Genomic DNA, 19,773 nt, shown 5'->3' on the forward strand with positions numbered 1-19,773 from the left:
ATGTTTTCCGGTCGGGCATTGGGAACATAACCACCGCCGGCGCTAGTTTTGCCGCTCATTCCGTTTTCAAAAATTGATATGAATACTTCCGAACTGCAAACTATCATTGAAGCCGCCTGGGCCGACCGCAGCCTGTTGCAGCAAGCTGCCACCACCGACGCCATTCACGCTGTGATCGAAGAGCTGGACAAGGGCCGTCTGCGCGTGGCGCAGCCCATCGAAGGCAAAGACGGCGAGTGGCAGGTAAACGACTGGGTGAAGAAGTCCGTTATCCTGTACTTCCCCATTCAGCAGATGGAAACCATCGAGCTGACGCCCTTCGAGTACCGCGATAAAATGCGCCTCAAGACCGATTATGCCGGCCAAGGCGTGCGCGTGGTACCGCCCGCTACGGCCCGCTACGGCGCCTACCTGGCTCCCGGCGTTATTCTGATGCCCAGCTACACCAACATCGGTGCGTGGGTAGGCGAGGGCACCATGGTGGATACCTGGGCCACGGTAGGCTCGTGCGCGCAAATTGGCGCGGGCGTGCACCTGAGCGGCGGCGTGGGCATTGGCGGTGTGCTAGAACCCGTGCAAGCCGCTCCGGTAATTGTGGAAGACGGTGCCTTCATCGGCTCGCGTAGCATTCTGGTAGAAGGCTGCCACATCGGCAAAGAAGCCGTTATCGGCGCAGGCGTTACCATCACCGGCAGCACCAAAATCATCGACGTAACGGGCTCTGAGCCTAAGGAGTACAAAGGCATGGTACCGGCTCGTTCGGTGGTCATTCCTGGTTCCTACACCAAGCAGTTCCCCGCTGGCGAGTACCAGGTGCCTTGCGCCCTCATCATCGGCCAGCGCAAGCCCAGCACGGACTTGAAAACGTCGTTGAACGACGCTTTGCGCGAGCACAACGTGGCCGTCTGAACCACGGATTCGCTCAGATGTTGAGGATTATCTGGATTTCGTGTACGACCACAAGCAACCGAACCAAAACAAAAAGAGCTTGCCATTTGGCAAGCTCTTTTTGTTTTATACTGATCCACAAAATCCGCGTAATCCTTAACATCCGAGCGAATCCGTGGTTCAGACCTACTTAGTTGCCGAAGCGGTTTTCTTCAGCTTATCGCCAAATACGGCTTTCACCTTGTCTACTTTCGGTTTCACTACAAACTGGCAATAAGGCTGGGTGCCGTTCAGGTTATAGTAGTCCTGGTGATAGTTTTCGGCCTTGTAGAAGGTAGGCGCAGCGCTAATTTCCGTTACCACGGGGTTGGGGAAAGCGTGAGCGTCGTTGAGCTTCTTCTTATACTCCTCAGCTAGTTGCTTTTGCTCGTCGTTGTGGTAGTACACCACCGAGCGGTACTGCGTGCCCACGTCGTTGCCCTGGCGGTTGAGGGTAGTAGGATCGTGGGTTTTCCAGAATATTTCCAGCAACTCCTTGAAGCTGATTTTGCCGGGGTCGTAGGTGATGTTGATGACTTCAGCGTGGCCTGTCAGGCCCGAGCATACTTCCTTATAGGTAGGGTTGGCGATGCGCCCGCCGGCATAGCCCGATTCCACTTTTTCCACACCTTCGAGGTCCTGAAAAACGGCCTCGGTGCACCAGAAGCAGCCGGCGCCAAATGTTGCTAATTCCATTTTCTTGGTTGTCTTGGTAGAGGGTTTAACCGCTTTGCTTTGGGCGAGGCTGCCGTAGCAGAAGCTCAACAGCAGGAGCGCGGTAGTAAGCAGCTTGATCATACGATAGAAAGGAAATTTCAGGTAAAAAAGTTTAACTACACGGCCCAGAAGCTATATTGGGCTCATTTTATGCAGCTTAAAAATAGCCCGGCCCGCCGTCGACTATGTATACGTCGGCGGCGGGCCGGGCAGATTTACCGGGGTTGTAATTTTGGGGGCGGGCGCCACTACCGCCTACCCTATAAATTTTTGAACAGGGTAGGCGGCACGACCGAGCTACTTGCGAAAACGCTCGGCTACTACCAGCTCCTTGGTGCCATGGCTCCACGTGTAGAAGCCTTCGCCCGATTTCACGCCGAGTCGGCCGGCCATTACCATATTCACCAGTAGGGGGCAGGGCGCGTATTTGGGGTTGCCCAGGCCGTCGTGCAGTACCCGCAGAATGGCCAGGCACACGTCCAACCCGATAAAGTCGGCGAGTTGCAGCGGGCCCATGGGGTGAGCCATGCCCAGCTTCATCACCGTATCGATTTCCTCTACGCCAGCCACGCCCTCAAACAGCGAATAGATGGCCTCGTTGATCATCGGCATCAGAATGCGGTTGGCTACAAAGCCGGGGTAGTCGTTCACCTCCGTGGGCGTTTTCTCCAACTGGCGCGCAAGGTCCATCACCTGCGCCGTCACCTCGTCGGAGGTAGCGTAGCCCCGAATCACCTCTACCAGCTTCATCACCGGCACGGGGTTCATAAAGTGCATGCCAATCACCTGCTGGGGGCGCTGGGTGGCGGCCGCAATTTTGGTGATGGAAATCGACGAAGTATTGCTGGCCAGAATGGCCTCGGCGGGCGCGTGCTGGTCTAGGTCGCGGAAGATTTGCAGCTTCAGGGCCTCGTTTTCGGTGGCGGCTTCCACTACCAGCTGGGCGTTGCGCACGCCGTCGGGTAGGGACGTAAAGGTGGTGATGCGCCCGAGCGTATCGGTTTTATCGGTCTCGGCGAGGGTGCCTTTGGCTACTTGGCGGTCGAGGTTTTTGCCAATGGTGCCCAGCGCCTTGTCTAGTGCGGGCTGGTTGATATCAATCAGATGAACTGAAAATCCGTGCTGGGCAAAAACGTGGGCAATGCCGTTGCCCATCGTGCCCGAGCCAATAACGGCAACTTGCAACATAGTGTGAGAAGTGGGTGGGAAAAATGAGGTGAGCCAAGTAAGTCAAGCAGTTGCCCATCAGAGCAGTAATTGCTGTAAGGGCTGAGTGAGCCGGCCTCCTTTGCCCGCTAAATTACGGGAAATACCGGTCCACCTTGTAGTAGGGAGGTAGCAGGCATGGTAGGGGCGAACAAGCAGCCAAAAAATAGTAGTTGCACTCTCGCAATAAAAAATTTTCTTTTCAGCATATATCCTTCCAGGGAAAGTACCCGTACAAGACCACAAGCACCTGTTTTACTCTTGCTACCAATCAGGAACAGACAGATTGCCTAGTGTTTCTCTCTCCCTTCATTCATCCCTAACTTAACTCCACCACCATGGGAAATCTGTTGTATATCATCGCCGTTGTTTTGGTCATCATTTGGGCCATTAGCTTCTTCGGAGGTTTCGTAAGCGGTAGCATCATTCACGTGCTGCTGGTTATTGCCATCATTGCTGTATTGCTGCGTCTGATCCGCGGCAGCTCTGTGTAGCATTTGCGCACAAGCTGCTCGTCTGAAAACACAAAAAGGCCGCTCCCGATATCGGGAGCGGCCTTTTTGTGTTTGCTCGGCATCGGGAAAGACTATTTTCCGATGTCGAACAGGAAGTTGAATCGGATTTCGGGCTGCCCGTAGGGAGAGTTGCGATACCCGCCACTATCAAGGCCATCATTGAAGTTGTATAATATCACAATGTCCGCCGCAAAACGGTCGCCAAGCTGGGTGCGGTAGCCAGCACCGCCCAACAAGGTATTGGCTACCTGATGCCCTTTGCTGATTCTGCCATTTGAATCAGTAGCTGTTGCATTTAGCTGGGTTACCTCGTATTCACCATGCAGAAAGAATTGCTTGTACACGATGAACTGTGCAAACCCTTTCACTCCGACGTTGTGGTAGTGAATCTTAGCGGGGTAGCCATTCACAGACTGTGTTAGGGCCGAATAGTTGGCACTAATGTAACTATAGCTGATACCCGGCCCAATGGCAAAGCGTTCTGACACCCGGTAGCCAATAGCGGGAGCAACCCCAATATTAAATTGACCATCTCCATAGAAACTGCTGTAACCCAACCCAAAGTTGCTGTATACAAAATAGCGCCGCAAAGGCTTGGGCTGCTCGCTGGCCCGGCTACCCGGCGGGAACTCCAACCCCGACGGACTGTTGGGGTTCGGCCGGTATACGGGCGCGCCGGGCTGGTCGGCTGGCACGCCCGGCTGCGGCGTGGGCGTAGCCGGGGTAGGGGCCGGCGTGGTTACCTCGTAGCCGCGGGCTGGCGCGGGAGTAGGGGCTGGCGCCTGCCGCGCGGGCGCACCGGGCGGGGCTGTGTTCAGCTGGGGCTTGGCCTGCTGCGTGCGGGTGGTATCGGGGGTGGGGGTAGTCTGGGCCTGGGAAAGGGTAGGAGCCAAACCGGCCCCTACCACCACGCCCAGCACGAGCAAAAGCTTTTTCATACGGAGCCTAAACGTTATTACGATACAAGTTGGTACATGCGCTTGCGCTGCGCCTTCAAATGGTCGTCAGCCAGGTATTCCTCGTAGCTCATGCGCCGGTCCAAGATGCCGTCGGGCGTGAGCTCGATGATGCGATTGGCGATGGTGTCGATGAACTGCAAGTCGTGGGAAGTGAACAGCAGCGTGCCCGAAAAGTCGCGCAGGGAGTTGTTCAGAGCCTGAATGCTTTCCAGGTCCAGGTGGTTCGTGGGGTCGTCGAGCACCAGCACGTTGCCGGCTTCCATCATCATCTTGGAGAGCATGCAGCGCACTTTCTCGCCCCCGCTTAGCACGTTGGATTTCTTCTGCGACTCCTCGCCCGAGAACAGCATGCGGCCCAAGAACCCGCGTATAAACGACTCGTCTTTTTCCGTGGAATACTGCCGCAGCCAATCCACTAGGTTCAGGTCGGTGTCGAAGAACTCGGTGTTTTCCTTGGGGAAGTAGCTGGGCGTGATGGTGGTGCCCCAGTTGAATTTGCCCTTATCGGCTTTCACCTGCTCGAACAGAATATCAAACAGCAGCGAAGCCGCCCGGTCGTCGCGGCTCACAATGGCTACCTTATCGCCCTTGTCGAGCGTAAAGGACACGTTGCGGAAAATAGAGCGGCCGTCTATCGAGGCCGCCAGGTCTTCCGTCGTCAGCAGCTGGTTGCCTGCCTCGCGTTCCGATTTGAAGGCGATATAAGGATACTTGCGCGACGAAGGCTTGATTTCTTCCAGCGTCAGCTTTTGCAGCAGCTTCTGGCGCGAAGTAGCCTGTTTGGATTTGGAAGCGTTGGCCGAGAAGCGGCGCACAAATTCTTCCAGCTCCTTGCGCTTGTCCTCCGTCTTCTTGTTCACCTCCTGGCGCTGACGCAAGGCCAACTGGCTGCTCTCGTACCAGAACGAGTAGTTGCCGGGGTACATGGTGATTTTCGAGAAGTCCAGGTCGGCCATATAGTTACACACGGCGTCCAGGAAGTGGCGGTCGTGGCTCACTACGATTACTGTGTTCTGGAAGGAATCGAGGAAGTTCTCCAGCCACAGCACGGTTTCGGCGTCGAGGCCGTTGGTGGGTTCGTCCAGCAGCAGCACGTCGGGGTTGCCGAAAAGGGCCTGGGCCAGCAGCACGCGCACCTTATCGGAGGTGCCCAGGTCGCCCATCAGGGTTTGGTGCTTGTCTTCCGAAATGCCTAGGCCGGAGAGCAGCTCAGCGGCTTCGTACTCAGCGTTCCAGCCTTCCAGGTCGGCAAACTCGCCTTCCAGCTCGGCGGCCCGCTCGCCGTCGGCGTCCGAGAAGTCGGCCTTGGCGTAGATGGCGTCTTTTTCTTCCATCACCTTCCACAGGCGCGTGTGACCCATAATCACGGTCTGGAGCACCGGAAAAGCATCGGCCGCAAACTGGTCCTGCTTCAGCACCGAGAGGCGGGCGCCCTTGGGCATATCCACCGAGCCGGTATTGGGCTCAATCTCACCCGACAGGATTTTTAGGAAGGTAGACTTGCCCGCACCGTTGGCCCCAATGAGGCCATACACGTTGCCGGGCATAAACTTGATGGTGACATCTTCAAACAGCACGCGCTTGCCGTAGCGCAGGCTCACGTTGGAGGTACTAATCATGCAGTAGTAGAAAACGAAGTAACAATGTGAAGGTGCGCCGGGCACCGCAACGACCCGCGAAAATACGCAAATTGACCGGGAGGCTTCTATAACCCGTGGCAACGTCTCGGGGCTAACATCTATAAAATGCTGGGCTAGCTACTAAAAAAGGCAGCTGGGCACAACATCCAATTGACAATTAAAGTATAAAAAGACCGATTGTGGCCCGTATGCCCGGCGTTTGGTCAACAGCCAACCCTAGGTAGCAGTTCCGCACACCTACCTCTTCCTTTTCAACTCTCTCTTCGACCTACCCTCATGAGTGACACTCGCCTAACATCCGAAAAAAATGGCCTCCGCTACGGCATCTACACCACAGGCGCCATGATTATCTATTTCCTCGTTGCTTCTTTGTTTGATCTTACAGACCGCATCGAGTTCAGTTTTCTAAACGGCATTATCATGTCTATTGGCGTAACCCTGGCTATCCGCCACTTTAAGTATGCCAAGGACGACCACATGGCCTACCTGCAAGGTCTTGGTACAGGCATTATCACAGGTGCAGTAGCCGGTGTGCTATTTGGCCTGTTCTTCGTTATCTACGCTACTATTAATCCGGCCCTGATGGACCAGATTTCCGCCCGCGACCTGTTTGGATATGACCTGTCGGTGGTTATTGCTTTCTTAGCCATTGTATTGCAAAGTTTCATGGGAGCCAGCATTGTGGCACTTATTGCAATGCAATATTATAAGAGCCCCGATCATAAGCCCATTGAAGAAGTAGAGTAAGCTAATTGCTCACTATTTCTAGGACTACATGCAGGCCAGCTTCTTACGAAGCCGGCCTTTTTTGCTTTTGTATAAAAAGAATTGGACGTATCCGTAACTTTTTATGAAAAAAAAACGATATAGTGCATGAACTTTAATTATAGTAACATACATTTGTATTATTAGGGGCAAGCTGAGGGTAGCCTATAGGCCCAAGCTCCGAGTAAGGCAACATCACCATCCGTGATACTTCTTTCAGAATAAATGAAAACGGCATTCTTTACGCTCCTGCTTACCTGTGCACTTGTTGGTTCTGCCTCGGCACAAAAGCAGCAGAGCCTACTGGCGGAACTGCCCGGCACCAATGAAATCCCTGCCGAACGGGTAGAGGCCCTGACGCGTGCTATGGCGACTACCCTGCACCTCAATGAAGGCCAGTATATGCGCCTACGCGAGGCAAACCGCATCAAGCTCACCCGCCTCGACGAGATTCAGTGGCAGACCCGCGACAACGTGGCCCAGCAGCAAGCGCAAACTTTGGAGTTGCAGGCACAATACGAAACGGAATGCAGCCGCATTCTGTCGCCGTCTCAGTTGATGGCCCTGCGCGAGGAGCAGCAGAAGAAAGGCCAGCAGCCCAAGCGCGACCCCAGCATAGGTGGGGTAGGCTAGGCCCTCTCCCAATTAAACAATATAAATGAAGGGCGGCCGCATCAGATGATGCAGCCGCCCTTCGTTGTTGATAGAGGGTAGGAAAGGCGGTTACGGCTGATAGAGTACCTCGCTCACGACGCCCGTTGGACTGAAGCGCAGACGCAGCTTGCTGGCTGCCGAGCGCGGGTGGCGCGGCTCACACTGGGCGCCGGGCGCCACGTAATAGATATAAATCTTCTCGGTTTGTTCGCTCAACTCGTTTTCGTCGGGGTGGCCCAGCAGGGCGTCGATGGCGTCGGTGCGGGTATCGTAGAGCAGGTCGCGGTGCTGGAGCAGGGCGGGGAGTAGGGCAGCACGCTGGTTACGACAGGCATAAGCATCCTGCCGCCACGCCGCCGCATCGAAGCCCGGAATAGCGCGCAAATCGTGCCCGCACGCACTCAGCAGCACCAGGCAAACAGCAAAGGCAAACAGGCGGCGAAGGGTAGGGAGCATAGAAAACGCAATAGAAATTTAGGCAGAAAGAGCAGGGTGAGTAGCTCGGCAGAACGCAAAGTAACGCAGATTTAATCGGCCTGCTACGGGGGTAGGCTGGGTGTAGTTCCGCTATTTCTGTTAAATTTGGCAAGCCAGTTCTATGGAATAGCTCTCCGCGTACCGATATCTGTTCATCTCGACTACTCACAGCCTATGTCCTACCTGCCGACTGTTAGCGCTAGCCTGCTCTTGTCCGCTCTCTCGTTTCTGCCCACCAACAGCGCGCCCGTAGCGGCCGCGCCGGCCCCTACTGCGGTGGTCGTAGAGGCGCCATCTTCCCGCGCCCTGGCCACAGCTGCCTTCGAGCAACATATTTTGCAAAGCTACGCCCAGAGTGGTTTGGTGACTTCTGGCCTACCCGTCTTGGTGTTCCGCGAGGCGCTGATTGGATTCTACAACCTGCGACAGCAAGGCAAAATAGCACCCGACCAGCACGTGCTCACGGTTATCGATTTCAGTCAGTCGAGCAAGGCGCAGCGGTTTTGGGTGATTGATCTGGAAAAGCAGCGCCTGCTGTTCCGCACCCTGGTAGCGCACGGCAAAAATACTGGCGAGGAGTTCGCCCAAACTTTCTCCAACCGCGAAGGCTCCGAAATGAGCAGCCTGGGTTTCTACCGCACCGGGCGCACCTACCAGGGAAAGCACGGCCTGTCGCTGAAGCTGCACGGACTTGATACGAATTACAATACCAACGCCTACGACCGGGCCGTGGTAGTGCACGGTGCCAGCTACGTGAGCGAAGACTTTGTCCGGCAACATGGCCGGTTGGGTCGCAGCCAGGGCTGCCCCGCTCTACCCGTGGGCGAGTCGTCGGACATTATTCGGGCCATCAAAAACGGCTCCGTGGTGTATGCACACGGGCCTGCTCAGGCCAGCTACGCCTCCAACTGGCTGAACCTGGAGCCCGCCGTGCTGGCCTTTGCCGGCACTACGGGTAGGGTAGTAGCCGGACAATAGCGTTATAATTATGCTGATAAGCAACAACGCCCCGCGGCCAATTGGCCGCGGGGCGTTGTTGCTTATTGGGGTGGAAGCAGTTAGGCCCGGTCGCTGGTTGTTTTTACCAGGTTGATGCCGGCAAAAAAGAAAATCAGGCCCACCAGGAAGGGAACAAAAGAGTTCATCTTGCCTAAACCGATGCCGCCGACGCCAAGAAAGCCCATGGCGCCAATGATGATACCAACGATGCCTAGAACCGTGAGGATAGTGCCGAACGTGCGTTTCTGATTCATGAGAAGGGAGAGTTAAAATGGGAGAATAGGAAGACGGGAGAGTCTATTTTGACCTGATACGTGAACAAACAGAATTTGGCTATATAGCCGAAAGCAACCCTGCGTGCCGGCCGTCGTTAGTAAGCCCAACAAGGCCTACCAATCGGCCTACTCACTCCCTTTTTACTGCCCTACACCATGAGAGGACTTCTGCGCTATGTGGTCGCCGCTGTGCTGGCCCTATCCGCATTCATCACCTATTACTGCAACTCCACCACCAACGAGGTGACCGGCGAAACGCAGCACGTGGCCATGACCACCGACGAGGAAATTGCCCTGGGCCTGCAAGCCGCGCCCCAAATGGCCCAACAGTACGGCGGCCTATCGCAGGATGCGCAGGCGCGGGCCGTAGTGGAGCGCGTAGGAGAAAAGATTATCAGTAGCACCAAGGCCGGCCAGACGCCCTACAAGTTTCAGTTTCACTTGCTGGCCGATCCGAAAACCATTAATGCCTTTGCGCTGCCCGGCGGGCAGGTGTTTATCACCGAAGGTCTGTTGCGCAGCCTGACTTCCGAAGGGGAGCTGGCCGGCGTGCTGGCCCACGAGGTAGGGCACGTGGTAGGCCGGCACTCGGCCGAGCAGGTAGCGAAGTCCAAGCTCACACAAGGCCTGAGCGGGGCCGCCGCCATTGCTGCATACGACCCCGACCGTCCGGCCACGGCCGCAGGTGGAGCCGTAGCCGCTGCTATTTCCAAACTCCTAACCCTGCGTTACGGCCGCGACGATGAATTGGAAGCCGATAAGCTGGCCGTCGATTTCACACCCCAGGCCGGGTACGACCCTCGCTCTATGATCAAGGTGATGGAGATTCTGGACCAGAAAGCCGGGGGCAGCAACCCACCCGAGTTCCTGAGCACGCACCCCAACCCCAGCAACCGCATTGGGCACTTGCAGGAAGAAATTGCCGCCGAGTTTCCCCAGGGCGTACCCTCCAATCTGAAGCAATAGCCCCTGTCATGGCTGAGCAACTGCGCCACTTGCTGTTTGTGCTGAATCCCGTTTCCGGTGATATTGACAAGGATAAATTGGAAACTACCTTGCAGCAAACCTGTACCGAGCACGGCCGCACGGCCGCGTTCTGGCACACGACTGGCGAGGATGACCTGCAAAAGCTGACCCAGCACCTGGCTAGGCAGCGCTACGACGCCGTGTTTGCCGTGGGCGGTGATGGTACTGTGAAACTGGTGGCTGAAGCTTTGCTGACTACGGACTCCATATTGGGTATCCTACCCATGGGATCAGGCAATGGCCTCTCCAAAGACTTGCGTATTCCGCAGGACACGGATGAAGCGCTGGAGCTGATCTGGGACCACGAAGTGCAGGCCATTGACACAGTGCGTGTCAATGGCCAATTCTCCGCCCACCTAGCCGACCTGGGTTTCAATGCTTTAGTAGTGAAAAAGTTCTGCGAGGGCGATACGCGCGGGCCGGGCGCCTACGTGCGTATCGCGCTGGCTGAGTATGGGGAATACGAGCCATTGCGCTACCGCATCGAAACCGATGAGGAAGAGGTAGAGACGGAAGCGTTTATGCTGACCATTGCCAACGCCAACACCTTCGGTAGCAATGTCGTTATCAACCCTAATAGCCGGTTAGATGACGGAAAGTTTGAAATCTGTTTGGTGGCACCCTTTCCGGCCGAGGCTGCGCCGGGCTTACTCTACCGCCTATACACGCAGGCATTCGACACCTCGGATTACACCCGGCGTCTATCGTGTCGGCGGGCTACTATTCGTGTGCCAGGGCATGAAAAGGCCCTGGTGCAGGTAGATGGTGAGCCTCTAGAATTGGAACTGCCTATCACCGTTGAAATCAGCCCACAGAGCCTGCGCGTGCTGACGCCGCGGCAGGGGTAGGCGCTATGGCTTCGCTCGGAGCGGCGGCAGTATACAGGCGGCTTCGGAAGGGCTCGGTGGCGCGCACTGCACCCGTCTGGTTGCCTGGCTCCAAGGTGCGGAGCCAGGCTTCGCCGTTGGCATAAAACTCTATCACGAAGAAGCCTTTGTGCTCGTGCGTGAAGGTAGCTTTGCCTCCCTTCTGCACGAAAGCCGTTTTGCTACCCGAGCCACTCACCAGATAGTGCCCCCCGCGCCGCTGGAAATATTGCAGGTTGTGGTCGTGGCCGGCGGCGTAGATGACGTTGGGAAAATCGCGCAGCACCCGGAGCAAGCGCCGCCGCATGGCGCGGTAGCGCGGGTGGGCCATGTCCTCGGCCGCGCCTACCACCCGCCGGTACGCCGGAAACAATGACCCCACCACGGGTAGGGGCACATATGCCTTTTTGTGGACCGCCAGTAGCGGAAACACGTGCTGCTTGGTGGTGAACTGGCCGCCGTGCATGGCATTAGAATACAGCGGGTGATGCCCGGCTACCACAATGCGCTGGTGCTGGTTGGCGGCCAGCACTTGGCGCAACTGCTCAAACGGCTCCCGGCTGGTAGTGGCTGTGCATCCGTAGGCATCACCCAAGGGGCGCGTGCCATGTTGCACCCACCATTGGGTATTCAACACTACCAACAACACATTGCCAGGAAGTTGCAGGGTAGCGGGGCCGGGGCAGCCGCGAGCGGGTAGATAGTGCGCTGTAGGTAAGTTGTCGCGCACATAAGCCTCCTGGCGCAGCAGATATTCGTAGCCGTCGCGGCGACCTTTGTTCCAATCGTGGTTGCCGCTGAGGAATATCACGCGTCCTGCAAACGGCCGCAGGGCGTCCAACTGGGCGTTGAGGCGGTGCTCGGCATCGGCGCGGCCGGGGTGGGTAGGGGCCGGCAGACCGGTAGGGTAGATATTATCGCCCAGAATAACTACTGCTCCTGCTTCGCCCGTTTGTTGCTGCCAGTCTTGCAGTAGGTTAATCACTGGGTCGCGGCCGTTGGTGGCTACGGCGCCCAGGTCGCCTACCAGCGCGATACTGTAGGCCGGCGTTTCAGATGGGGTAGGGGCAGCCGCTCCCGCACGGGCAGTAGAAGATACGTAGGGCTGACGCCGGTAGCGGCGTTCCTGCCCATAGCGATACAGCAGCCACAGGGCAGTTGCGCCAGCCAGGCCAACCAGCGCATACACCAGAATGAAAGTGAAGGACATACTACGGGTACGCAAAACAGCGCCACCAAGTACGGAGTGGAAGCGTAACATTTTGCGTTCCAGGGCACGGTAGTACTACGCGGCTGGTTCACCTCACCCCTCCACCCCATCTCTTATAAAGGTATAAAGGGAGAGGAGGAGCCATGAAGGTTCTTATCTGACTTGTTTTTCTGATGCGGCTTTCACTTCGTTTTCAATGATGAAGCGAACCGCGCGGGCATTTCGAAATCAGGTACTTGAAATCGAAGTTGCGAAGAAGCCGCGAAATCCAGCTAACCTGCACCATCTGTGATTAGAAGTTGGGCGGCGTAAGGTTTTTGAAATGACCGTTCAGCCGGGCGCGGTCCTTCAGGCGCTCAGTTTCCATGAGTACGGGTAGGGTTTGGTCGAGGTGTTCGCGCACGAGTTCTTGGCGTTCCAGCTCGCTGGTGGCGGCCAGTAGCTGGTATTCCTGTGTCTGGCTCATGCCCAAATGATGGGCTACATCGAAAATACGGTAGTCGGTTGGGAGGTCGAGCAGGAGCTTGCGCAGGCCCAGGATGTCGTAGAGACGGCGTACCTGCTCCGAGATACGCTCTTGCAGCACGGGGTCGCCCACGGCATCGTCTTGAATATCCTCTATCTTGCCAGCGGCATATAACTTGTTGGGGGCCTGACGATAGAACTCCCGAATGCGGAACACGCCCACGCCCTGCGTCCGAATGTCCATCTCGCCGGAGGGATACACCTTCTCCACTTCCAGCAATTTCACTTCGGTGCCTAGTTGGCCCACGCTGTTATTTAAGTAGGGCGGAATACCGAAGGTAATGCCCTCCTCGATGCAGTCGCGCACCAGTTGCCGGTAGCGGGGCTCAAAGATGTGTAGATTCAGCTTTTCCCCCGGAAAAACTATCAAATTCAACGGAAACAAGGCCAACAGACGTGCCATACAAGCAAGGAAGATAAGAACCGAAAGGTACCGGAAAATTGAAAACAGCGGCCATCGGCAACGCAAATCGCCTACTTTTGCGCTGGTGTCCGGTGGACGCTGGTAGGCATTAAACGGAATTCTCGTCGGTAGTGGCGGATTATACACAACTAGCGCGCCGCACAGGGCGCATCGTGCTGCAAGTAGCGGCGGCTTTGTTTCTGGCTTCGGTGGCCTGGGTGCTGGTGTACCGCTGGGTGGCACCGCCCGCCACCTGGATTATGCTGGAGCGCCGCGCGCACCCGCCTATCGGCCGCGGCTACTACGGCATCCGCCCCGAGGGCGACCGGCAGATTCGCTACACGTTCTGTTCGTTGGACGAAGTATCGCCCAACGTGCCGCTAGCCCTGGTAGCCGCCGAGGACCAGCGCTTCCTGGTGCATCACGGCTTCGATGGCGGCGCGCTGTGGCAGGCTGCCAAGCACAACTGGGAGGGAGGCAGTAAGCTGGTAGGGGGTAGCACCATCTCGCAGCAAGTGGCCAAAAACGTATTTCTGTGGCATGGCCGCAGCTACGTGCGCAAAGCCGCCGAGGCCTACTTTACGGTGCTGATTGAGGTGCTATGGAACAAGCGACGCATCATGGAAATGTACATGAGCGTGGCCGAGATGGGCGACTGTATGTTTGGGGTGGAAGCCGCCTCGCAGCAGTATTTCCACAAATCGGCCAGCAAGCTCACGCAGGCCGAGGCCGCGCTGCTGGCCGGCGTGCTACCCAATCCGCTACGCTTCCGGGCCAGCAACCCCGGCCCCCAGGCCCGCGCCAAGCAGCAGCGCGTGGTGCGCCGGATGCGGGCGCTGCGCGGGTCGGTCTATGTGAAGGAGTTGATGGAAAAGTAGACAAACAAAAAAGCCGGACCATAGGTCCGGCTTTTTTGTTTGTCATTCCGAGTGTAGCGAGGAATCTGAGTAAACTTGCTACTTGTGCTCCAGCCCGCAGAAAAACGGCATCTTTTTATTACAAGCAATAGTTTTACTCAGATTCCTCGCTACACTCGGAATGACAGATTATGCGCCCAGCTTCCAGCCCTGGCGGTAGTCGCGCTTCACAAACTGATTCACAGCGTCCAGGTTGGTTACTTTCAACTGCTTAGGATCCCAGATCAGCTCTACGTTGCGGCCGGGGTAGTTGGAGCCTTTGCCGTCGGCTTTGGGCGTTTGCACGTCGTAGCCGCGCACGGCCAGATTGGCAATCAGTAGCGTTTCGGTGAGCGGACCAGCAATGTCGAAGGGCGAGCTAACCTCTTTTTTGCCGTGGCCGGCAATGGCAGCCTCCACCCACTGGGCGTAGTGGCCATTGGCGCCGCCGGGTACGCGGGCAAACTTCTCGGGCACCTTGGTGGTAGCCGTGAGGGAGGTAGGCAGCAGGCGCGGATTCTCGGCGTAGGTGCTGGCCATCATCTTGCCTTTGTCGCCGATGAACAGAATGCCGTTGCCGCCGTCGCCAAATACCTCGTTGGGGCCCAGCTCGGCGGGGCGCTCGGGCTGAATGCCACCGTCCATCCAGTGCAGGGTAATATCGCCTTTGGTCTTGGCGGTTTTCGGGAATTTGAGGATAACGTGGCTGGAAGGCGGGCAGCTCTTGGGGAAGTAACCACGCTTGAACTCATCCACATACACGCTGCCCACGCTGGCCGCTACCGACTTGGGATAACCTAGGTCCAGCACCCGGAACGGAGCTTCTACCAGGTGGCAACCCATGTCGCCGAGGGCGCCGGTGCCGTATTCCCACCAACCACGCCAGTTGAAGGGAACCAGCTTCTCGATGTAGTTTTCTTTGGGCGCCGTGCCCAGCCACAGGTCCCAGTCGAGGGTAGAGGGCACGGGCGCGGCTTTGTCGGGCCAGGCAATGCCCTGGGGCCACACGGGGCGGTCGGTCCAGCAGTATACGGTATGCACGTCGCCGAGCAGGCCAGCGTCGTACCACTCGCGCAGTAGGCGGGCACCGTCGTTGGAAGCGCCCTGGTTGCCCATCTGCGTTACTACTTTGTACTTACGTGCTGCCTCGGTGAGGGCGCGGGCCTCGTAGATGTCGTGGGTAAGCGGCTTCTGCACATACACGTGCTTGCCCAGCTGCATGGCCGCCATAGCCGGCGCGGCGTGGTTGTGGTCGGGGGTAGACACCGAAACGGCGTCAATGTGCTTGTGCTCTTTGTCGAGCATCTGGCGCCAATCCTTGTAGTACTTGGCCTTTGGGAACGACTTAATCGTTTTAGCAGCGCGCTGATCATCTACGTCGCAGAGGTAGGCAATATCTGCCTTACCGCTCTTCGAGAAGTTCATGATGTCGCTTTCGCCCTTGCCACCTACACCGATACCAGCTACAACCAGCCGGTCGCTGGGGGCGACGTAGCCCTTGCCACCCAGTACGAAGCGGGGTACAATCATGAAGCTAGCAGCCGCAACGGCGCCTTGTTGGAGAAATTTGCGCCTCGATTCGGGGGAGGTAGGGGGGGTGGGATTTGGTTTTGCCATTGAATGAGGGGATTGGAAGTGGAAAGATGAAGTAGATTCAATAGTTTGCCTATAATAGTACTACTATTTTCCGACCGCAAAAGCATGGCGGACTGGATTTTCCGTAGTCCATTTCTAAACCCAATGACAAAGAACTTATCCGGGGGCTGCATGATGCTCCTGCTAACGGCCTGTGCCACCACACGGCCCGCCGCTGTACAGGGGCCCATCCGGCAGGTGCTCACCACCCAAGCCGCCGCCTGGAACCGCGGCGACATACCCGCCTTTATGGAGGGCTACTGGCGCTCCGATTCTTTGGTATTCTTGGGGCGTAAGGGTCCTACCTACGGCTGGCAGCAAACCCTCGACAACTACCGTCGCGGCTACCCCGATGCTGCCGCTATGGGCCAACTCGCCTTTTCCGACCTCCACATCACCCCTGATGGCCCTCAGGCTGCCCACGTGGTAGGCCGCTGGCACCTGACCCGCCCCACCGCCGGCGATATAGGCGGGCACTTCTTATTGGTTTTTCGACAAGTGAAAGGCCAGTGGGTGATTGTAGCCGACCACACGAATAATGAATAGGTGGTGAAGTGGTGGGATAGTAAATTAAAAAAGCGTGTGTCATCCTGAGCTTGCGAAGGACCTTCTGCCAGTTGAACGAGTCGTTGTTACACTTGTCGTTCTACCGTGATAAGGTCCTTCGCTGCGCTCAGGATGACAGACGCTTTTTACTTCACCACTTCACCATCTCACTACTTCACCACCTACTCCTCTGCTGTTTCGTCTTTTTGCTTTTCGCTTTCGACGGCGGGAATGGCTTCGGTGAAGATGAGGTTATGGGCAGCGGCGTGCTCGGCGGCTTGCACGGTATCCTGCACCAGCAGCATTTCCACGTTTTCGTCGCGCAGGTCGTCGGATACTTTTTCTACTAATTGGGCACGGTTAGGAAGCTGCACGTCGCGGATGTAGATGGCCAGCACGCGGCCGGGGTGGCGGCGCACCACCTCCCGGTAGATGTTGGCATCTTCCTGGCCCGAGTCGCCGATAAGCACGAAAGGCAGCTTGGGGTAGGTGAGCAGCAGGTTGTCGATTTCTTTGAGCTTGTGGCCGTGGTGGGCCGACTCAGCTTTCTTATCGGCGCGTTTCAGGCCCATATCACGCAGCAGGAGCGGGCCGGGCGGAATATCGTTGAGGTGCAAGAAATCTTCCAGTAAATCGTACAAATTCCAGGGCGAGCTGCTGACGTAGAAGAAGGGATTATTGCGCTTGCCATTGCGTCCTAGCTGTAGCTGCCTATAGAACTCGGCTACCCCCTTGAAGGGTAGGCGCGAGCGGGCATTGCGCAGCAACACTGTGCGCGCCATACGCAGCAAGTGCGTAGCAGAAGTCTGAATGACGGTATCATCCAGATCGGAGATAATGCCGTATTCGGCGTCGTCGGGTGGGATGAGCACATGGGCCTGGGCGCGAAGGCCATCGGGGAGCGTGAAGGGCGCCGGCACCTGTTGTAGCAGCGTGTCTACCGGGTACCAGAGGTAGTCGATGGGCTCGGGCAGGCGCTCGGGGGCCAGGTTCACCGTAAAGTAGCCCTCATCGTCCGTCAGAACCGGGTGCTCAACGCCATCGGCCGCCCGCACGATAACCTGCGCGCCGCGAATTTCGTCGCTATCAAAGCGCCGGTACATGTTCAGCAGGTTGTGGAGGCGCGAGTCGTTGGAGTCGGGCTCGGTGATGCCTTTGTCGGTGAGTAGGCGGCCCTTCACGTAGAGGCGGTTGGGGGTGCCGTAACTGCGGTAGGGAAGCAGCTGCAACGGCGCCAGCATACCCAGGCGCTGGCGAGTGCGTGTCAAAAAGTCGTCGGCCCGCTCGGCTAGGTCGCTGATTTTATCGCGGAGAGAAGTCATAGGGTGCGAAAAGAAAACGAGTAATCTTCCTACCCTACGGGCCGTACGGGGTAGGAAGTTGCCCCGCCCCTACGTCCAACGACTCAAAAACTGCGTGAAGGCCTCCTTGTACTGGTCACTCACGGGCAGCGTCTGGTCCTCAATCTGCACCGAGTTGCGCGTCACGGCCCGGATTTTATCCAGGGCTACAATGGTAGAGCGGTGAATGCGCATGAAGCGCCGGGCGGGCAGCTTTTCTTCCAGCACCTTCAGGCTGGTGAGCGAGAGCAGGGGCCGCGCGTCACCCGTGAGATGCACCTTCACATAGTCCTTCAGTCCTTCTATATAGAGTATGTCCTGGAAGGCCACGCGCACCAATTGATATTCAATTTTCAGAAAGAGGTACTCTTCCTCGGGCTCGGGTGGGGCGGCGGGTAGGGCAGTTGGCTGCGCAAGCGTAGCATAGGCGTGGGCCTTGGTGGCCGCCCGCAAAAACTCCTCGTAGTTGAACGGCTTTACGAGGTAGTCCAGCGCATCGACGCGGTAGCCATCCAGGGCAAACTGGTTGTAGGCGGTAGTGAAAATGATGCGCGGCCCCGTGCCCGGCCGGCCCCGGTCGAGCACCCGTGCCAGCTCTAGGCCGCTGAGGTCGGGCATTTGGATGTCCAGGAAAATCAGGTCGATGTCGGGTAGCTGGTGCAGGCCCTGCAAGGCTTCCACGGCGCTGCTGTAGCGGCCTACCAGCTCTAGGAAAGGCGTTTGCTCCACAAACGCGCACACCAGCCCCAGGGCCAGCGGCTCATCATCAACGGCAATGCAACGGAGGGTTTTCAAGTAAAAAGTAAGAAGTAAGAATTAGAAATTGGTCTTTCAGTGCTCATTCAGCGTCCGCGGATGCCAAATGGGGCTTGACGGCTTGTACGCTAGGCACCACTTCCAAGCTAAGCAATACCCGAAACTCGTGGCCGGCCGTGGCTTCTTCTACGCTGAGCTGGTAGCGCTGGGGGTAGAGCAAATCGAGGCGACGGCGGGTGTTGGTGAGGCCAATGCCGCTGCCTACCTCCTCTACGGCGGGGCGCTTGTCGGGGAACACGGTGTTGCGCACCTCCAGCGTGAGCGTGCCGTTGTGCTGGTGCAGGCCAATGTAGATCTGGCTGGGTAGGGTGGCACTCACGCCGTGCTTAAAGGCATTCTCCACAAACGGCAGCAGCAGCATGGGGGCAATGGGTACGTCGCGCAGCAGGGGGGTAGGGCGCTCGAAGGTGACGGTCACTTTATCCGTCAGGCGCAGTTGCATCAGCGAAATATAGTCCTGCACGAAGGATACCTCCTGGCTAAGCAGGGTAGTGCTAGACTGGGTTTCGTAGAGCACGTAGCGCATCATGCGCGAAAGCGTGTGAATGGCCTGCCGGGCCAGCTCACCGTTCACCACCGTGAGGGCGTAGATGTTGTTAAGCGTATTAAAAAAGAAGTGCGGGTTGATCTGCGCTTTCAGAAACGACAGCTCGGCGGTGGTTTGCTGCTGCTCCAACTCGCGCCGGATTTGCGCGTCGTTTTGCCACTTGCGCACCACTGCCACGCTTGTACTGATGCCCAGCACCAGCATCGAAATCAGTAGCGTGCCCATATCGAACCACCCCGCCGACGACCGGCGCCGCGACGGGCTGCCATCTGGGTGAAACGCTTTATGCATCAGCTCGGGCAGATGCAGCAGGTTTTCGATAAGTGAGTTGAGCGCCAGCACCGCCACCAACGAAGCAGCCAGCACCGCAATAAACCAGCCCGTGTGCCCCCGAAATAACAAGCGCGGCACCGCCACCTGCGCATTAAAATAAAACAGGGCTACCCACAGCAGGAGCAGCAAAGACTGGCGCACCCAAAACTGCGGGGGCAGCTGCACACTCCAGGTAAGCGGCTGGGCAAGCAGCAGGGCCGAGCCAAACATCACCCACAAAAGCGGGCGCGAAAAGCGTTGTGCGAAGTGCCGAAAGGTGAAAGAAGTCATAAGGAAAGGAGCATCAGGCTACCAAACATACCGTGCCCTGGGTACCCCAAGTGCTTGCCTCGCCGGTTCCGCAGATTTCACCGACCGATGCAGGGTATTTTATCTGCCAATAGGTCCCTGAATCACCAGTGCAACATCAATCGGTACAAACGCCCCAACTCATCGGCGTTTGCGGCGAGGCAATCTATTTGTTTTAGTTGGAAGCAACCCATCTTGTTGTTTTGGG

At 57.2% G+C, this 19,773-nt stretch carries 21 protein-coding genes; 9 read left to right on the forward strand and 12 right to left on the reverse strand.

From position 1 onward, the window contains the following. Nucleotides 1-78 precede the first annotated feature (78 nt). Entirely contained in the window at nt 79-909 is an 831-nt protein-coding gene (locus tag KYK14_RS00320) for a 2,3,4,5-tetrahydropyridine-2,6-dicarboxylate N-succinyltransferase (RefSeq protein ID WP_219156109.1), read from the forward strand. A 165-nt stretch (nt 910-1,074) separates the two neighbouring features. Here the strand turns inward: KYK14_RS00320 and msrA are convergent, their stop codons facing one another. Beyond that, a complete protein-coding gene (gene msrA / locus KYK14_RS00325; protein ID WP_185284245.1) occupies nt 1,075-1,623 on the reverse strand; it encodes a peptide-methionine (S)-S-oxide reductase MsrA in 549 nt (182 codons plus the stop codon). A gap of 318 nt (nt 1,624-1,941) precedes the next feature. Beyond that, entirely contained in the window at nt 1,942-2,832 is an 891-nt protein-coding gene (locus KYK14_RS00330; protein WP_185283589.1) for a 3-hydroxyacyl-CoA dehydrogenase family protein, read from the reverse strand. A gap of 356 nt (nt 2,833-3,188) precedes the next feature. Between KYK14_RS00330 and KYK14_RS00335 the strand changes: the two genes are divergently transcribed. After that, nucleotides 3,189-3,344, forward strand: coding sequence for a lmo0937 family membrane protein (locus KYK14_RS00335; protein ID WP_185283590.1), 156 nt, complete (start codon nt 3,189-3,191; stop codon nt 3,342-3,344). Between the two features lie 92 nt (nt 3,345-3,436). On the opposite strand, the gene KYK14_RS00340 is transcribed toward KYK14_RS00335, so the two are convergent. Together KYK14_RS00340 and KYK14_RS00345 are read right to left on the reverse strand one after the other, a co-directional pair. Next, entirely contained in the window at nt 3,437-4,303 is an 867-nt protein-coding gene (locus KYK14_RS00340; RefSeq protein ID WP_185283591.1) for a hypothetical protein, read from the reverse strand. Between the two features lie 17 nt (nt 4,304-4,320). Then, nucleotides 4,321-5,943: an ABC-F family ATP-binding cassette domain-containing protein gene (locus tag KYK14_RS00345; RefSeq protein ID WP_185283592.1), complete on the reverse strand. Its 1,623-nt coding sequence runs from the start codon at nt 5,941-5,943 to the stop codon at nt 4,321-4,323. Between the two features lie 297 nt (nt 5,944-6,240). Between KYK14_RS00345 and KYK14_RS00350 the strand changes: the two genes are divergently transcribed. Next, a complete protein-coding gene (locus tag KYK14_RS00350; protein WP_185283593.1) occupies nt 6,241-6,711 on the forward strand; it encodes a DUF4199 domain-containing protein in 471 nt (156 codons plus the stop codon). 243 nt (nt 6,712-6,954) lie between these two features. Further along, a complete protein-coding gene (locus KYK14_RS00355; protein WP_219156111.1) occupies nt 6,955-7,362 on the forward strand; it encodes a hypothetical protein in 408 nt (135 codons plus the stop codon). Between the two features lie 90 nt (nt 7,363-7,452). Here the strand turns inward: KYK14_RS00355 and KYK14_RS00360 are convergent, their stop codons facing one another. Then, nucleotides 7,453-7,839 carry a hypothetical protein gene (locus tag KYK14_RS00360; RefSeq protein ID WP_185283595.1) on the reverse strand — a complete coding sequence of 129 codons (387 nt, stop codon included), beginning with the start codon at nt 7,837-7,839 and terminating at the stop codon, nt 7,453-7,455. 195 nt (nt 7,840-8,034) lie between these two features. On the opposite strand from KYK14_RS00360, the gene KYK14_RS00365 reads away from it, so the two are divergent. Further along, on the forward strand, nt 8,035-8,838 hold the full coding sequence (locus KYK14_RS00365) for a murein L,D-transpeptidase catalytic domain family protein (protein WP_219156113.1): 804 nt from the start codon (nt 8,035-8,037) through the stop codon (nt 8,836-8,838). Nucleotides 8,839-8,918: 80 nt separating this feature from the next. On the opposite strand, the gene KYK14_RS00370 is transcribed toward KYK14_RS00365, so the two are convergent. After that, nucleotides 8,919-9,113 (reverse strand): hypothetical protein, encoded by a 195-nt coding sequence (locus KYK14_RS00370; RefSeq protein ID WP_185283597.1) that lies wholly within the window; start codon nt 9,111-9,113, stop codon nt 8,919-8,921. A 177-nt stretch (nt 9,114-9,290) separates the two neighbouring features. On the opposite strand from KYK14_RS00370, the gene KYK14_RS00375 reads away from it, so the two are divergent. Both KYK14_RS00375 and KYK14_RS00380 read left to right on the forward strand, forming a co-directional pair. Continuing rightward, nucleotides 9,291-10,100 carry a M48 family metallopeptidase gene (locus KYK14_RS00375; RefSeq protein WP_185283598.1) on the forward strand — a complete coding sequence of 270 codons (810 nt, stop codon included), beginning with the start codon at nt 9,291-9,293 and terminating at the stop codon, nt 10,098-10,100. Between the two features lie 8 nt (nt 10,101-10,108). Then, nucleotides 10,109-11,008 (forward strand): diacylglycerol/lipid kinase family protein, encoded by a 900-nt coding sequence (locus tag KYK14_RS00380; protein WP_219156115.1) that lies wholly within the window; start codon nt 10,109-10,111, stop codon nt 11,006-11,008. Here the strand turns inward: KYK14_RS00380 and KYK14_RS00385 are convergent. Further along, nucleotides 10,965-12,236, reverse strand: coding sequence for a metallophosphoesterase (locus KYK14_RS00385; RefSeq protein ID WP_219156117.1), 1,272 nt, complete (start codon nt 12,234-12,236; stop codon nt 10,965-10,967). The genes KYK14_RS00380 and KYK14_RS00385 overlap by 44 nt on opposite strands. A 292-nt stretch (nt 12,237-12,528) precedes the next feature. Next, nucleotides 12,529-13,164 (reverse strand): LON peptidase substrate-binding domain-containing protein, encoded by a 636-nt coding sequence (locus tag KYK14_RS00390; protein ID WP_185283601.1) that lies wholly within the window; start codon nt 13,162-13,164, stop codon nt 12,529-12,531. Between the two features lie 131 nt (nt 13,165-13,295). Between KYK14_RS00390 and mtgA the strand changes: the two genes are divergently transcribed. Further along, nucleotides 13,296-14,042 (forward strand): monofunctional biosynthetic peptidoglycan transglycosylase, encoded by a 747-nt coding sequence (gene mtgA / locus KYK14_RS00395; protein WP_219156119.1) that lies wholly within the window; start codon nt 13,296-13,298, stop codon nt 14,040-14,042. A gap of 168 nt (nt 14,043-14,210) precedes the next feature. Here the strand turns inward: mtgA and KYK14_RS00400 are convergent, their stop codons facing one another. Continuing rightward, the gene (locus KYK14_RS00400; protein ID WP_208306321.1) at nt 14,211-15,677 is read right to left on the reverse strand and encodes a Gfo/Idh/MocA family protein; all 1,467 of its coding nucleotides are present in this window, start codon (nt 15,675-15,677) and stop codon (nt 14,211-14,213) included. Between the two features lie 150 nt (nt 15,678-15,827). On the opposite strand from KYK14_RS00400, the gene KYK14_RS00405 reads away from it, so the two are divergent. After that, a complete protein-coding gene (locus KYK14_RS00405) occupies nt 15,828-16,241 on the forward strand; it encodes a YybH family protein (protein WP_243900098.1) in 414 nt (137 codons plus the stop codon). A gap of 182 nt (nt 16,242-16,423) precedes the next feature. Here KYK14_RS00405 and KYK14_RS00410 read toward each other — a convergent pair whose 3' ends face one another. From KYK14_RS00410 to KYK14_RS00420, 3 genes are all read right to left on the reverse strand, one after another. Further along, the gene (locus KYK14_RS00410) at nt 16,424-17,563 is read right to left on the reverse strand and encodes an App1 family protein phosphatidate phosphatase (protein ID WP_185283605.1); all 1,140 of its coding nucleotides are present in this window, start codon (nt 17,561-17,563) and stop codon (nt 16,424-16,426) included. A gap of 69 nt (nt 17,564-17,632) precedes the next feature. Then, on the reverse strand, nt 17,633-18,376 hold the full coding sequence (locus KYK14_RS00415; protein WP_185283606.1) for a LytR/AlgR family response regulator transcription factor: 744 nt from the start codon (nt 18,374-18,376) through the stop codon (nt 17,633-17,635). A gap of 43 nt (nt 18,377-18,419) precedes the next feature. Next, nucleotides 18,420-19,547: a sensor histidine kinase gene (locus KYK14_RS00420; protein WP_219156121.1), complete on the reverse strand. Its 1,128-nt coding sequence runs from the start codon at nt 19,545-19,547 to the stop codon at nt 18,420-18,422. Nucleotides 19,548-19,773: the final 226 nt, after the last annotated feature.

Origin of the sequence: Hymenobacter profundi (assembly GCF_019334315.1) — a bacterium.
Taxonomy (GTDB): domain Bacteria; phylum Bacteroidota; class Bacteroidia; order Cytophagales; family Hymenobacteraceae; genus Hymenobacter; species Hymenobacter profundi.